This window comes from Rhodopseudomonas sp. P1 (assembly GCF_039642825.1).
In the GTDB taxonomy this organism is placed as follows: domain Bacteria; phylum Pseudomonadota; class Alphaproteobacteria; order Rhizobiales; family Xanthobacteraceae; genus Rhodopseudomonas; species Rhodopseudomonas palustris_H.
The window spans coordinates 2,313,180-2,326,355 of the sequence record NZ_CP088006.1 but is presented as its reverse complement, the minus strand read 5'-3'; the positions used below and the strand labels follow the sequence as shown (position 1 = coordinate 2,326,355).

Below are 13,176 nucleotides of genomic sequence, written 5' to 3'. Positions count from 1 at the left end.
GCCTGCGGTCGAACGTGATCGGCAGCCACGGCATCACTCAGCCATGGCCGGCCATCGCCACGACGCCGAGCAACAGGCCGATCTGGATCATCTGTTCGGTGGCGCCGAGCACATCGCCGCGATAGCCGCCGATCAGCCGGAGCGCGATCCACGGCGCCGCCAGACCGAACACGCCCGCGACCAGAAGCCCCACGATCGCCGCCGGCGGATTGAGCATGACCAGCCACAGCGCGCCGAGCACGCTGAACGCAGCCAGACCGACCCAGCCCGCGCTGCTGATCGCGCGCGTCGGATAGCTCAGCTTGCCGGTGGCTGCGTCACCGGCATAAGGCAGCGCCGACATCGCCGCGACGATACCGGTCCGCCCAAGACTATAGCCGGCCACCAGAGTCGCGACGCCGAGCCACGGCGGCAGGCTCGCCAGCGCTGCGACGCGGATCGCAAAACTGAGTACCAGCGCCACCGCGCCATAGAGGCCGAGGCGGCTGTCCTTGATCAGCGCCAGGCGCTGCTCGCGGCTGCGGCCACCAAACAGGCCGTCCGCTGTATCGGCGATGCCGTCTTCGTGCAGCGCGCCGGTGAGCGCCGCGCCAGCGGCGACGGCCATCATTGCCGGCACCACGCCGGACCAGATCAGCGAGCCTGCGAGCAGCACGCCACCGCACACAAGACCGATCCCGGCGCCGACCAGCGGAAAGTACTTCGATGCGCTCAGCAGCCAGTCGTCGTCGAACTGCGCGGTGCGCGGCGTCGGCACCAGCGTCATGAACTGCACGGCGTTGAGCAGCGATTGAATCTGCCGGCTCACGCGCGCGATCCGAACCGGCCCGCCAGCACGTCCGACAGTGCGGCGAGATCGTTGAGGATGCCGGCCGCGGCGCGCAGCAGCGGAACGGTCATCAGCGCACCGGTGCCCTCACCGAGCCGCAATCCGAGATCGAGATACGGCGTCGCCTGCATCGCTTCGAGCAGCACGCGATGGCCGCGCTCGGCCGAGCGATGCGAGAACACGCAGTAATCGCGCGCGGCGGGCTGCAGCCGCACCGCGAGCAGCGCAGCCGCGCTGGCGATGAAGCCGTCGATCACCACCGGCCGCCGCGAGGTCGCAGCGCCGAGCACTGCGCCGGCCATCATCGCGATGTCGAAGCCGCCGAACTCGGCAAGCACGTCGAGCGGTGCCGTCGGCTGTGCCCGCGCCGCGGCCTGTTCGACGATGGCGCGCTTGTGCGCGACACCGGCATCATCCATCCCGGCGCCGCGGCCGACGCAATCAAAGATCGGCTCGCCCGTGAGCGCGTGGGTGATCAACGCGGCAGACGTCGTGTTGCCGATTCCCATCTCGCCGATCGCGACGATGTCGAGCCCGCCCGCGATATCCTCGCGCACCAGATCGGCCGCCGCGGTGATCGCACGCGCGGCCTCCTGGTGAGTCATTGCCGGTTCGTGGCGCGCGTTGCGGGTGCCGCGGCGGATCTTGCGACCGATCAGCTTGGGATGTGGCGGCATATCGGCATCGATGCCGCCGTCGACGATCCGCACCTCGGTCGCGACCGCTTTCGCCAGAACGTTCACGCCGGCGCAGTCTGCCAGATATGCCTCGACCATCGATCGGGTCACGCTCGCTGGATACGGCGACACCCGATCGGCGGCGAGGCCATGATCGCCGGCAAAGATGAACACCGTCGCGCGCTCCGCCCGCGGCGGCGCCGGATGCCAGATCAGCCCGAGCTGCACGGCGAGTTCTTCGAGCCGGCCGAGCGAACCCGGCGGCTTCGCCTTGCCGTCGAGCCGAGCCCGCAGCTCGGATTCATGGGCGGGATCGATCGGCGGAACGGACAGAATACGTGGGTCGAGCAAGGGCGCGTGCATTCGGAAGCTCGGCAATAAGAAGGCTGCCGCCGCGACGGCGGGGAGTGAAGACAGTCGAACGCCCATCGTGGCGGCGACAGCAAAGCTGTGCGCGCTGGTTCGTTCGGGCGACGACGGGATTTATCCGCGGAAAGCGGAGGCGCGCGTCAGGTCGGTGGCCGGTGCAGCATGTCTGTGTCCTTCTTCGACCCACCGTCGAATGGCATGGTTTTCGGACTTCGGCCGGTCTCCTGGCTCGCGGACATTGTCCCGGTCGCCTTCCCGAGCGGCTGTTGCGCCGTGCTCAGTGGCGGTGTGACCGGAAGCGGTCCGCTTACAGTTGCGGGGGCAGCCGCGGACTTGGCGATTGCTCGCCGCACCGCATTCCCGTTTCACCCTTCGAACGAAGGGCACCGAAGCGGGCGGCACCACAGCACGACGACGCCACGGGCGCAAGATTGACAACAACCCGGAGCCGCCCTCTAAGACGAAGGTCCACCAAGCCGCGCTTTTCCTGGCCGCTCTCGAGCGGCCCTGGCGCATCATCTCGACCGGATTGACCGCATCTTGCTGTGGGATGTGACGGTGATAGGCGGCGGAATCGCCGGTCTTTGCGCGGCGATTGCCGCGCGCCGCAGCGGCGCTTCGGTCCGCCTGCTCGAAGCGGCGCCGCGGCCGTTACGCGGCGGCAACGCGCGCCACGGCCGCAATTTCCGGCTGACGCACGAGACGCCCCTCGACTACGTGCCCGACACCTACACGGCCGCCGAATTGCGCGCCGAGCTGCGCAGCATCACGGGCGACACCGATCGGGCGTTGACGGAGCTGCTGATCGAACGCGCAGACAGCATCGCCGGCTGGCTAATCGATCACGGCGTGCATCTGCAGCCACCGGGCACTGGAGTGATGCCGTATTCGCGCCGCACCGCGTTTCCGCTCGGCGGCGGCAAAGCGATGATCAATGCGCTGTACGTTGCCGCTGAGCGGCTCGGCATTGTCATCAGTTACGACAGCGAAGTCAGATCGCTGTGCCACGACGACGATGGCTGGACGATCAGTGTGCGAAGCGCTACGTCCGATCCCGCAATCAGCACGCGCAGCATCGTCGTCTGCGCTGGTGGCCCGGGTGCCGATCTGGCGTGGCTGCGCGAAAATTTCGGCAGCGCCGCCGACGGCTGGATGGTCCGCGGCACGCCATATTCGGACGGCCGAATGCTCGATCTGCTGATCGCGGCGGGGGGCCGCGCGATCGGCGATCCGACCATGTGCCACGTCGTTCCGGTCGATGCGCGCGGGCCGCAATTCGACGGCGGCATCGTCACCCGGATCACGTCGATTCCACTCGGCCTCGTCGTCGATCGATCCGGTGCTCCCATCGACGTCGCAGGGGCCGGCGCGCAACCCTCTCACTACGCCAAATGGGGACCAAGGATCGCCGCCTGCCCCGGCCAACTCGCTTATCTGGTGCTCGATACCCAAGGGCTCGCGCGTGCCGCGCCATCCGCACTGGCGCCGGTCACTGCGCCGAACCTCGGCGAACTAGCTGCCGCGCTGCAGATCGATCCCACCGCTCTGTTGCCAAGCATTGAGGGCTTCAATGCCGCCCCGGCCAACGCCGCGCGTAGCATCGCGGAGCCACCATTTGCCGCCTATCCGATGCGGCCGGGGCTGACGTTCGTGCACTACGGCATCAAGGTGGATGCAACGATGCGGGTGGTCCAGGCCGACGGTCGCCGCCACGACGATCTGTTCGCGGCCGGCATGATCATGGCTGCGAATGTGCTGCGCCGCGGCTATCTCGCCGGGCTCGGCATCACCCTATCGGCAGTATTCGGCCAGATCGCCGGCGAGGAGGCGGCACGCCATGTCCGCGGCTGATCCGATGCTCGAAGCCGAGCGCGTGCTGCGGATCTGCAGCGCCTGCATGTATTGCGATGGGCTCTGCCCGGTGTTTCCAGCGATCGACGGCAAGCACAGCTTCAGCCTGAGCGACGTCAGCTACCTGTCGAACCTGTGCCACAACTGCCAGGGCTGCTGGCACGATTGCCAGTACGCACCACCGCATCCGTTCGCCGTCAATCTGCCGGCGACGTTCGCCGAACTGCGGCAGCGCTCCTATGCAGACCATTTGTGGCCGCCCGCGCTAGGACGCATCTTTCGCGCCTCATCGCTCGCATTACCCGCCACCGTCGCGCTCGCGCTGCTGATCACCTTCGGCCTCGTACTGGGCGCGGACTCCCCCGCAACATTGCTGGCGGCCCACGCGGGCGAAGGCGCGTTCTATCGCGTGCTGCCGTGGCCGGCGATGGCCGGGCTCGCGGGCGCCACCTTCGCGTGGGCAGTTATCGTGGTCACGCTGGCGACGCTGCGATACTGGCGCGCGATCGCGCCAAAGACGACGATCAGCGAGATCGTGCGCGCGCTGCCGGTTGCCCTCTCCGACATCATCACGCTGCGTCACCTCGGCGGCGGCGGACCCGGCTGCCATGACCAGGATGAGCGTACCTCGCAGCGGCGACGGATCTTGCACCATCTGACCGCCGGCGGCTTCGTGCTCAGCGGCCTGTCGACGATCGCGGCGTCCGCTTATCATCATCTGCTCGGCGTCGCGGCGCCCTACCCGGTCGCCAGCCTGCCGGTGATGCTCGGGCTCGGCGGCGGCGTGACGATGACCATCGGCGCTGTCGGGCTGCTGGGACTGGAAGCGTGGGCCGATCCCGCGCCGAGTGATCGCGGCGAAACCAGACTGAACGTTGCGTTTCTGATTCTGCTCGCCCTGGTCGGCGCCAGTGGGCTTGCGGTGCTCGGCTTCCGCAGCACGCCGGCGATGGGCCTGCTGCTCACCATCCATCTCGCGCTGGTGTTCGGCCTGTTCGCCGCCCTGCCGTTCAGCAAGGCGCTGCACGCTCCGTTCCGGGCGGCGGCGCTGCTGCGTGCGGCGATCGACAGCCGCCGCAGCACATTGGCGCGAACCCCGGAGGCCTCCGGCGATACGCCTTGATCCCGATCAAGCTGGCGCGAATTTGATGAGGGCTCTCGGCGGCCAGTTGCCAATGATGGTCGATTGACAGTTCGCCGTTTCCGTCCCAAACATCCCGCGCCGACGGTGTCCTGTCCTCGGACAGGACGAAGAGGGAATATCGGAAGAACGCTGCCTTGCAGCGGTCGAGCCGAAGCTGCCCCCGCAACTGTAAACGGTGAGCCGACGCAACACGCCACTGGAGATATTCCGGGAAGGCTGCATCGGCGACGACCCGTGAGCCAGGAGACCTGCCGTCGCCTGCTATGATGACGTCGTTTCGGGCGGGGTGCCCCGGGATGTCTTTCGGCGGTCCGGAGTGCAGGTCCGTTCGCCGGTTTTGAGCCATCGCCCGCGATGGCCAACCGACGAGATTCGGCGCGATGCCGCCCACTGCGCTCCATCCCGGTGTCTCCGCCGGTTCTCAGCAGTCGCTTCGGCCAGATGCCGCCGAGATCGCGGTACTGTCGCCCTGCGCCGAGACGCTGGCCGCCTTCGCTCAGGCATGGCCCGGCAATGCCAACCGATTGCGTGTGAGCGATCTCGGAAGCTTCGCTGCGCAGGCATGTGATCGCTCACTCGACGCGTCGCCGCTACGTGCGCTTCTGATCGCGCTGCCGGATCAGGCGCATCCTTGCCGTGAAGCCATCGAAGCAATCGCCGCATTCGCCGGCAGCCGACGCATTGCCTTCGCGGTCCTCTCTACCCGCGGGCAGCCCGACGTTCCGAGCGAACTGATCACCAACCTGCCCCCCACGACGCTCCGTCGCCTGAACAGGCTGTACATTCAACGAGCTGGCGATGCCGCACGCGCCATCCTGATGCAACTCGCCCTGGCCGCGGGCCTCAGCATCTCTGCCATGGACGCGCCGAGCGAGAGCGCGACCGCCGAAGCCAACCAGCATCCATCCATTCTCCCCGAGCTGATCGAGGACGCCGTCCGATGACCTACGCTTACGAACGAGACGGCGACGCGATCTATCGTCAGTCGTTTTCGATCATCCGCGCCGAAGCCGCGCTCGATCGGTTCACCGCCGACGAGGAGAAGATCGCGGTGCGTATCATCCACGCCAGCGGCATGGTCGAAGTCGCCGGCGACATCGCGTTCACGCCCGGCTTTGTATCGGTCGGACGCGCCGCGCTGCAGGCCGGCGCGCCGATCCTGTGCGACGCCCAGATGGTCGCCAATGGCGTCACCCGCAAGCGGCTGCCGGCCGACAACGAGGTGATCTGCACGCTGAACCATCCCGATGTCCCGACCCTCGCCGCAAAGCTCAGTACTACCCGTTCGGCCGCCGCGATCGATCTGTGGCGCGACCGTATGCAGGGCGCGGTGGTGGCGATCGGCAATGCGCCGACCGCGTTGTTCCGCCTGCTCGAAATTCTGGCCGAGCCCGGCGCACCGCGCCCCGCGGCGATTATCGGCATCCCGGTCGGCTTCGTCGGCGCCGCCGAATCCAAGGAAGCGCTGCTGGCGGACTCGCCGTCGCCTTGCGTGATCGTGCGTGGCCGCCGCGGTGGCAGCGCGATGACCGCAGCCGCAATCAACGCCCTGGCGAGCGAACGCGAATGAGCGCACCGACCGTTTATGGCGTCGGTGTCGGCCCCGGCGCACCCGACCTGATGAGCGTCCGCGCCGCGCGGCTGGTCGGTGCCGCCAAGGTGGTGGCGTATTTCCGCAAAGCCGGACGTCCCGGCCACGCGCGCCGCATCGCCGACGGTCTGTTGGCGGACGGCGTGATCGAAGAGCCGATGGACTATCCGGTGACGACCGAGATCGCCCTCGACGATCCGGCCTATGCGGCGACGCTGCGCAGCTTCTACGAACAATGCGTCGCGCGGCTTTCCGAGCACATCGCTCAAGGCCGCGACGTCGTCGTGCTGTGTGAAGGCGACCCGTTCCTGTACGGCTCGTTCATGCATCTGCACAGCCGGCTGGCGCCGCGCGTCCGTGTCGAAGTCGTACCCGGCATCTCCGGCATGGCGGCGTGCTGGACCGCGAGCGGCACGCCGATCACTTATGGTGATGATGTGCTCTGCGTGGTACCAGCGACCCTCGGGCCGGACCGGCTGAAGGCGGCGTTCGCCACCGGCGATGCGATCGTGATCATGAAGCTCGGCCGCAATCTGCCGAAGGTGCGCCGCGCGCTCGACGACGCCGGCCTGCTCGACCGCGCGATCTATGTCGAGCGCGGCGCGATGGCCGATCAGGTGGTGATGCCGCTCGCCGACAAGACCACCGACGACGCGCCCTACTTCTCGATCGTGCTGGTCCACGGACAGGGGCGACGGCCATGACCGGATCTGTCGTTGTCGCGGGCCTCGGGCCCGGCGCGCAGGACCTGATCACACCGGAAGTCAGCGCCGCGCTGGCGCATGCCACCGATATCGTCGGCTACGCGCCTTATGTGGCGCGCGTCGCCGAACGCGACGGCCTGCTGCGGCACGCTTCCGATAATCGCGAAGAGCTTGATCGCGCCGGCTTCGCGCTACGGCTGGCGACCGAGGGTCGGCATGTCGTGATCGTCTCCTCCGGCGATCCGGGCGTGTTCGCGATGGCGGCGGCGCTGTTCGAGGCGATCGAGGCCGGCGATCCGTCGTGGCGCGAGCTCGACATTCGCGTGCTCCCCGGCATCAGCGCGATGTTCGCCGCCGCGGCGCGGATCGGCGCGCCGCTCGGCCATGATTTCTGCGCGATCAACCTCTCGGACAATCTCAAGCCGTGGGAGACCGTCGAGAAGCGACTGCGCGCCGCAGCGGAGGCCGATTTCGTGATCGCGCTGTACAACCCGATCTCGAAGGCCAGGCCGTGGCAGCTCGGCCGCGCCTTCGAGCTGCTGCGCAGCATCCACCCCGCGTCCGTGCCGGTGATCTTTGCGACCGCTATCAGCGATCCACGCGAACGCATCGACGTGGCGCCGCTCGGCGAGGCGGTGCCGCAACGCGCCGACATGCGCACGCTGGTGATGATCGGCTCGTCTCAGACCCGGATCATTCCGCGTCGCAGCGGCGCCGCTTTCGTCTACACCCCGCGGTTCTCTGGAGCGGTGTCGTGACCAAGCCAGGCCATCACCTCGGAGACCGTCGCGACGCAGTGCCGATCCGGCACCGCGGGCCGCTTCACCATGATCACCGGCAGCCCGAGTTCGCGCGCCGCGGTGATCTTGGCAACGGCCGCGTCGCCGCCGGCGTTCTTGGCGACGACGATCTCAGTGCGGTGCGCCTGCAGCATCGCACGGTCGCCAGCGAGATCGAACGGTCCGCGCGCCACCACGATATCGACGTTCGGCAACGGCAGCGGCCCACGCGGCGGATCGACCAGCCGCACCAGATAAGCGTGCTGCGGCTGCGCCGCGAACAGCTCGAGGTTCTGCCGGCCGATGCCGAGAAACACCCGTCGCGGCGCTGCGCCGAGCGCGCTCACCGCCTGATCGAGATCTTCGACGTCGACCCAGCGATCACCGGCGACCGCCTGCCACGCCGGCCGCTCCAGCGCCAGCAGCGGCACACCGGCTTCGGCGCAGGCGATCACCGCATGGCGGCTCATCTGCGCCGCGAATGGATGCGTCGCGTCGACGACGCGCTCGATCCGCTCCGCACGCAAGTAATCGGCCAGACCGCCGACGCCGCCGAAACCACCAACCCGAAACGGGATCGGCGGCGGCTTCGGGTGATCGGTACGGCCGGCGAACGACAGCACCGCGTCAATGTTGAGCTCTGCGGCGATCGTCCTGGCGAGCGCCGAGGCGTCGGCCGTGCCGCCGAGGATCAATACGCGCGAGCGGTGCGATGAAGGGAGCGTCATGATCACCAGCGATGACACGACGCAGCCCTGGCTGTCCATCGTCGGAATCGGTGAGGACGGCCTCGACGGGTTGTCGGCGCACGCACGGGCGCTGCTCGAAGCGGCCGAACTGATCGTCGGCGGTGATCGCCACCTCTCCCTCGTCGCCGCATTGAACAAGCCAACAATGCCGTGGCGCGTGCCGTTCGCGGCCTCGCTCCCCGACGTGCTGGCGCAGCGCGGCCGCCGCGTCGCCGTGCTGTGCTCCGGCGATCCGTTCTGGCACGGCGCGGGATCAGTGCTGGCCGATCATCTCACGGCAAAGGAATGGACCGCCGTCCCGGCGCCATCGACCTTTGCCTGGGCTGCGGCGCGGCTCGGCTGGCGCCTGGAAGACACCGTGACGCTCGGCCTGCACGCGCGGCCGGTCGCGACGCTGCGTCCGCATCTCCGCCCGCAGGCGCGGCTGATCGTATTGGTGCGCGACGGCGCCGCGGTCGGCGAGATCGCCGCGTATCTCGCGGCGAACGGTTTCGGCGCGTCCGAACTGACCGTGCTCGAAGCACTCGGCGGCCCGCGCGAGCGCGTGCGGCGAACCACCGCCTCGATCTTCGCTTTCCCCGACGTCACCGCTCCGGTCGCACTCGGCATCGCCGTCGTTGCCGAGCCGAATGCCGTGATCATTCCGTGCGCCAGCGGCCTGCCGGACGAGCTGTTTCAACACGACGGCCAGCTCACCAAGCGCGAGATCCGCGCCGTGACGCTGTCGACGCTGGCGCCACGCGGCCATGAGCTGCTGTGGGACATCGGCGCCGGTGCCGGCTCGATCGGGATCGAATGGCTTCTGGCAGCACGCAGCAATCGCGCGATCGGGATCGAAACGCGCGCCGATCGGCTCGCCACCGCGCGCGCCAATGCCGAGGCGCTCGGCGTGCCGCAGTTCGATCTGCGGCTCGGCGCAGCACCCGAGGCGCTCGCCGGACTCCCCACGCCCGGCGCGGTGTTCATCGGCGGCGGCGCCAGCCGTCCGGGCGTGATGGACACGGTGTGGCACGCGCTGCCTGCCGGCGGCCGGCTGGTGGTCAATGCGGTGACGTTGGAGACCGAGGCGCTGCTGATCGACTGGCATCATCGCCTCGGCGGCGAGTTGCTGCGGCTCGGCGTCGAGCGCGCCTCCCCGGTCGGCGGCCTCACCGGATGGCGCGCGGCAATGCCGGTGGTGCAATGGAGCGTCCGCAAATGACCGCGGTCGTGATCGGCATCGGCTTTCGTTCCGCCGCATCCGCGTCGTCGATCATCGACGTGATCGAGACCGCGCGCCGCACCGCCGCACCGCACCTGCCATCCGCGCTGGCGACCGCCGCGGACAAAGCCGATCACAGCAGCCTGCGCAAGGCCGCAACCACCACCGCTCTCCCCATCTTGCCGATCGAGACGGCGGCGCTCGAACAAGCTGCAGAACGTATCACGACGTCGTCTGCCGTGGTCGCGCATCACCGCGGCGTCGGCAGCGTTTGCGAGGCCGCGGCGCTGGCTGCCGCCGGACCGACCGCGCGGCTGATCGTGTCCCGTTTGATCTCACACGATCGCCTCGCGACGGCCGCGGTGGCGATCGAGGAGCCGCTGCCATGACCGTCCACTTCATCGGCGCCGGCCCGGGTGCGCCCGACCTGATCACCGTGCGCGGCCGCGACCTGGTGATGCGCTGCCCGGTGTGTCTCTATGCCGGCTCATTAGTCCCGCGCGAGATCGTCGCGCTGTGCCCGAAGGACGCGCGCGTCGTCGACACCGCCCCGCTCGACCTCGACGCCATCACCGCGGAGTTCGTCGCCGCTGCCGAAGCTGGCCACGACGTCGCCCGGCTGCATTCCGGCGACCTGTCGGTGTGGAGCGCGATGGGCGAACAAATCCGCCGCCTGGAGCAGCACGGCATCCCCTACACCGTCACGCCCGGGGTGCCGTCGTTCGCGGCGGCCGCCGCCGTGCTCGGCCGCGAACTCACCTTGCCGGAAGTCGCCCAGACCGTGGTGCTGACGCGTACCTCCGGCCGCGCCTCGGCAATGCCGCCGCGCGAGACTCTGGAAGCCTTCGCCGCCACCGGCGCGACGCTGGCGATCCATCTGTCGATCCACGTCCTTCCTGACGTCGTCGAGCGGCTGCGCCCGCATTATGGCGACGACGGCCCGGTCGCGGTCGTGGTGCGCGCGAGCTGGCCGGAGCAGCAGGTGATCCGCGGCACGCTCAGTTCGATCGCCGCGCAGGTCGCCGCCGAAGGCATCGACCGCACCGCATTGATCCTGATCGGGCCATCGCTCGCAGCCACCGATTTCCGCGAGAGCTCGCTGTACGCCCCCGACTACGATCGCCGCTATCGCCGCTCGGCGGAGGACGGCCGTGACCGCGACTGATGACGTCGTAACAACCGCGACGAACGGCCGTCCGCCAGGGCTGATCATCGCGGCGCCGTCGACCAATAGCGGCAAGACCACGGTGACGCTGGCGCTGCATGCAGCACTGCGCCGCCGCGGCCTCACCGTGCAGCCCTATAAATGCGGGCCCGATTACATCGATCCGGCGTTCCACGAGATCGCCGCCGGTCGGCCCTGCTACAATCTGGACTCGTGGTCGTTCGGACGAGACCGCATCACGTCCCTCCTTGATGCTGCGGCGGGCGCCGATCTCTGCCTCGCCGAAGGCGTGATGGGGCTGTTCGACGGCGGCAGCGCGGTCGGCGCGTGGGGCAACGGCGCAACCGCCGATATCGCTGCGTTCACCGGCTGGCCGGTGGTGCTGGTGATCGACGTCGCCGGTCAGGCGCAGTCGGCCGCCGCGCTGGCGCTCGGGTTTGCCCGCTATCGCAGCGATGTGCGCATCGCCGGCGTTATCCTCAACAACGTCGCCAGCCCGCGTCATGAAGCACTTGTCCGCGATGGCTTCGACGCGCACGACATTCCAGTACTCGGGAGTTTCGAGCGGCAACGCGATCTCACGCTGAAGAACCGTCATCTCGGCCTGGTGCAGGCGCGCGAGACCGCGAAGCTTGACACCCGCTTGCAGCAACTCGCCGACAGCGCCATGCGCGGTATCGACCTCGACGCGCTGATCCGCGCTGCGCAGCCGGCGCGTCCGATCGCATCGACGATCCGGCCGCTGACGCCGCCGGGTCAGCGCATCGCGCTGGCGCACGACGACGCGTTCTCCTTCATCTACCCGCACCTCACCGCAGGCTGGCGCGCGGCCGGCGCCGAGATCGTGCCGTTCTCGCCGTTGAGCGACGAAGGCCCAGATCCGTCCTGCGACGCCGGGTGGCTGCCGGGCGGCTATCCCGAGCTACACGCAGGACGCCTCGCGGCAGCGACGCGATTCAAGACAGCGCTCCGCGCGTTCGCGGAGACTCGCCCGGTCCATGGCGAGTGCGGCGGCTACATGACGCTCGGTACAGGCCTGATCGATGCCGACGGCACGCGCCACGCGATGGCCGGACTGCTCGGCCTCGAAACCGACTTCGCCAATCGCAAGCTGCATCTCGGCTACCGGCTCGCGACCTTGCAGGCCGCAGCCGCCGGCCACGCCGCAGGCAGCGTGCTGCGCGGCCACGAATATCACTACGCGCGCGTCGTCACCGTGGCGGACGAGCCGCTCGCCGAGATCCGCGATCCCGCCGGACAGCTCACCGATGAGACCGGCAGCCGCCGCGGACACGTCACTGGCACCTTCTTCCATCTGATCGATGTCGCCGAGGAGGCGATCGCCTGATGTCCAAGTCAATCGAAAGCGCCGCCGCCAACGGCCGCATCACGCTGGTCGGCGCCGGCCCGGGCGATGCCGACCTGCTGACGCTGCGGGCGATCAAGCGGCTGCAGGCCGCCGACGTCGTGCTGTATGACGACCTCGCCGGCGAAGACTTCATGGCCTATCTCGATCCCAATGCCGAGATGGTCGCGGTCGGCAAGCGCGCCGGCCATCCCTCGCCGCGCCAGGACGAAGTCAGCCGCCTCGCAATCAACTACGCGCTCCGCGGCAAGCACGTGGTGCGGCTGAAGGCCGGCGATCCGACGCTGTTTGCCCGCGCCGACGAAGAGCTGCGCGCCGCGCGCGAGGCCGGCATCGCGGTCGAGATCGTACCCGGCATCACCACGGCGACCGCCGCAGCAGCTGCGATCGGTGCATCGCTGACCAAGCGCGGCGTCGCGCGCCGGGTCCAGTTCGTCACCGGCCATGATGTCGACGGGCGCCTGCCGCGCGATCTCGACCTCGCAGCGCTGGCGGATGCGACCGCAACGACCTGCGTCTATATGGGCAAGGCCACCTTCCCGGCCCTCGCGGCCCAACTGATCGCCCGCGGCCTGAGCGCTACGACGCCGGCCGTGATGGTCGAAAGCCTCGGCTCCGATGCGACCAACGTGCAGCGGGGCAGCGTCAGCGAGATCGCCGCCCGCCTCACCGCCGATCGGCCGTCCGGCCCCTGCATGATTTTGTACGGCGCAGCGCTGGAGGAGAGCTGATCGCCAGCACGCGACCGGCG

14 protein-coding genes and 2 riboswitches are annotated in these 13,176 nt (G+C 69.0%); of the genes, 11 read left to right on the top strand and 3 right to left on the bottom strand.

The genetic code is table 11. The features are described from left to right. Positions 1 to 37: 37 nt before the first annotated feature. Positions 38 to 808, bottom strand: a complete 771-nt coding sequence (locus tag LRC39_RS10805; protein ID WP_346297245.1) for an adenosylcobinamide-GDP ribazoletransferase — start codon at positions 806 to 808, stop codon at positions 38 to 40. Then, positions 805 to 1,869 carry a nicotinate-nucleotide--dimethylbenzimidazole phosphoribosyltransferase gene (gene cobT / locus LRC39_RS10800; RefSeq protein ID WP_346297244.1) on the bottom strand — a complete coding sequence of 355 codons (1,065 nt, stop codon included), beginning with the start codon at positions 1,867 to 1,869 and terminating at the stop codon, positions 805 to 807. Before cobT ends, LRC39_RS10805 begins: the two co-directional genes overlap by 4 nt. Positions 1,870 to 2,072: 203 nt before the next feature. Beyond that, a riboswitch (cobalamin riboswitch) is annotated at positions 2,073 to 2,281 on the bottom strand. Positions 2,282 to 2,427: 146 nt separating this feature from the next. On the opposite strand from cobT, the gene tcuA reads away from it, so the two are divergent. From tcuA to cobJ, 6 genes are all read left to right on the top strand, one after another. Then, complete coding sequence (tcuA, locus tag LRC39_RS10795) at positions 2,428 to 3,726, top strand: FAD-dependent tricarballylate dehydrogenase TcuA (RefSeq protein ID WP_346297501.1); 1,299 nt, start codon at positions 2,428 to 2,430, stop codon at positions 3,724 to 3,726. Continuing rightward, complete coding sequence (gene tcuB / locus LRC39_RS10790; RefSeq protein WP_346297243.1) at positions 3,713 to 4,849, top strand: tricarballylate utilization 4Fe-4S protein TcuB; 1,137 nt, start codon at positions 3,713 to 3,715, stop codon at positions 4,847 to 4,849. The genes tcuA and tcuB overlap by 14 nt, the downstream gene beginning before the upstream one ends. A gap of 87 nt (positions 4,850 to 4,936) precedes the next feature. Continuing rightward, a riboswitch (cobalamin riboswitch) is annotated at positions 4,937 to 5,140 on the top strand. Positions 5,141 to 5,250: 110 nt separating this feature from the next. Then, the gene (locus LRC39_RS10785; RefSeq protein WP_346297242.1) at positions 5,251 to 5,814 is read left to right on the top strand and encodes a hypothetical protein; all 564 of its coding nucleotides are present in this window, start codon (positions 5,251 to 5,253) and stop codon (positions 5,812 to 5,814) included. Beyond that, positions 5,811 to 6,440 (top strand): precorrin-8X methylmutase, encoded by a 630-nt coding sequence (locus tag LRC39_RS10780; protein ID WP_346297241.1) that lies wholly within the window; start codon positions 5,811 to 5,813, stop codon positions 6,438 to 6,440. Before LRC39_RS10785 ends, LRC39_RS10780 begins: the two co-directional genes overlap by 4 nt. Beyond that, on the top strand, positions 6,437 to 7,165 hold the full coding sequence (locus tag LRC39_RS10775; RefSeq protein ID WP_264076368.1) for a precorrin-2 C(20)-methyltransferase: 729 nt from the start codon (positions 6,437 to 6,439) through the stop codon (positions 7,163 to 7,165). The genes LRC39_RS10780 and LRC39_RS10775 overlap by 4 nt, the downstream gene beginning before the upstream one ends. Further along, complete coding sequence (cobJ, locus tag LRC39_RS10770; RefSeq protein ID WP_346297240.1) at positions 7,162 to 7,923, top strand: precorrin-3B C(17)-methyltransferase; 762 nt, start codon at positions 7,162 to 7,164, stop codon at positions 7,921 to 7,923. Before LRC39_RS10775 ends, cobJ begins: the two co-directional genes overlap by 4 nt. On the opposite strand, the gene LRC39_RS10765 is transcribed toward cobJ, so the two are convergent. After that, positions 7,890 to 8,672, bottom strand: a complete 783-nt coding sequence (locus LRC39_RS10765; protein ID WP_346297500.1) for a cobalt-precorrin-6A reductase — start codon at positions 8,670 to 8,672, stop codon at positions 7,890 to 7,892. The two genes, cobJ and LRC39_RS10765, sit on opposite strands and share 34 nt — an antisense overlap. Here LRC39_RS10765 and cbiE point away from each other — a divergent pair. From cbiE to cobA, 5 genes are read left to right on the top strand one after another with little or no spacing between them, the layout of a single operon-like run. Then, entirely contained in the window at positions 8,671 to 9,894 is a 1,224-nt protein-coding gene (gene cbiE, locus LRC39_RS10760) for a precorrin-6y C5,15-methyltransferase (decarboxylating) subunit CbiE (RefSeq protein ID WP_346297239.1), read from the top strand. The two genes, LRC39_RS10765 and cbiE, sit on opposite strands and share 2 nt — an antisense overlap. Then, positions 9,891 to 10,283, top strand: a complete 393-nt coding sequence (locus LRC39_RS10755; RefSeq protein WP_346297238.1) for a cobalamin biosynthesis protein — start codon at positions 9,891 to 9,893, stop codon at positions 10,281 to 10,283. The genes cbiE and LRC39_RS10755 overlap by 4 nt, the downstream gene beginning before the upstream one ends. Next, complete coding sequence (cobM, locus tag LRC39_RS10750) at positions 10,280 to 11,059, top strand: precorrin-4 C(11)-methyltransferase (RefSeq protein ID WP_107355252.1); 780 nt, start codon at positions 10,280 to 10,282, stop codon at positions 11,057 to 11,059. The genes LRC39_RS10755 and cobM overlap by 4 nt, the downstream gene beginning before the upstream one ends. Next, on the top strand, positions 11,046 to 12,407 hold the full coding sequence (locus LRC39_RS10745) for a cobyrinate a,c-diamide synthase (RefSeq protein WP_346297237.1): 1,362 nt from the start codon (positions 11,046 to 11,048) through the stop codon (positions 12,405 to 12,407). The genes cobM and LRC39_RS10745 overlap by 14 nt, the downstream gene beginning before the upstream one ends. Next, positions 12,407 to 13,156, top strand: coding sequence for a uroporphyrinogen-III C-methyltransferase (gene cobA / locus LRC39_RS10740; RefSeq protein WP_346297236.1), 750 nt, complete (start codon positions 12,407 to 12,409; stop codon positions 13,154 to 13,156). The genes LRC39_RS10745 and cobA overlap by 1 nt, the downstream gene beginning before the upstream one ends. Positions 13,157 to 13,176 lie beyond the last annotated feature (20 nt).

Excerpts from the sequence above, each read along its gene's own strand:
- cobT (WP_346297244.1), bottom strand. The coding sequence starts at position 1,869 with ATGCACGCGCCCTTGCTCGACCCACGTATTCTGTCCGTTCCGCCGATC.
- tcuB (WP_346297243.1), top strand. The coding sequence starts at position 3,713 with ATGTCCGCGGCTGATCCGATGCTCGAAGCCGAGCGCGTGCTGCGGATC.
- LRC39_RS10785 (WP_346297242.1), top strand. The coding sequence starts at position 5,251 with ATGCCGCCCACTGCGCTCCATCCCGGTGTCTCCGCCGGTTCTCAGCAG.
- LRC39_RS10780 (WP_346297241.1), top strand. The coding sequence starts at position 5,811 with ATGACCTACGCTTACGAACGAGACGGCGACGCGATCTATCGTCAGTCG.
- LRC39_RS10775 (WP_264076368.1), top strand. The coding sequence starts at position 6,437 with ATGAGCGCACCGACCGTTTATGGCGTCGGTGTCGGCCCCGGCGCACCC.
- cobJ (WP_346297240.1), top strand. The coding sequence starts at position 7,162 with ATGACCGGATCTGTCGTTGTCGCGGGCCTCGGGCCCGGCGCGCAGGAC.
- cbiE (WP_346297239.1), top strand. The coding sequence starts at position 8,671 with ATGATCACCAGCGATGACACGACGCAGCCCTGGCTGTCCATCGTCGGA.
- LRC39_RS10765 (WP_346297500.1), bottom strand. The coding sequence starts at position 8,672 with ATGACGCTCCCTTCATCGCACCGCTCGCGCGTATTGATCCTCGGCGGC.
- LRC39_RS10755 (WP_346297238.1), top strand. The coding sequence starts at position 9,891 with ATGACCGCGGTCGTGATCGGCATCGGCTTTCGTTCCGCCGCATCCGCG.
- cobM (WP_107355252.1), top strand. The coding sequence starts at position 10,280 with ATGACCGTCCACTTCATCGGCGCCGGCCCGGGTGCGCCCGACCTGATC.
- cobA (WP_346297236.1), top strand. The coding sequence starts at position 12,407 with ATGTCCAAGTCAATCGAAAGCGCCGCCGCCAACGGCCGCATCACGCTG.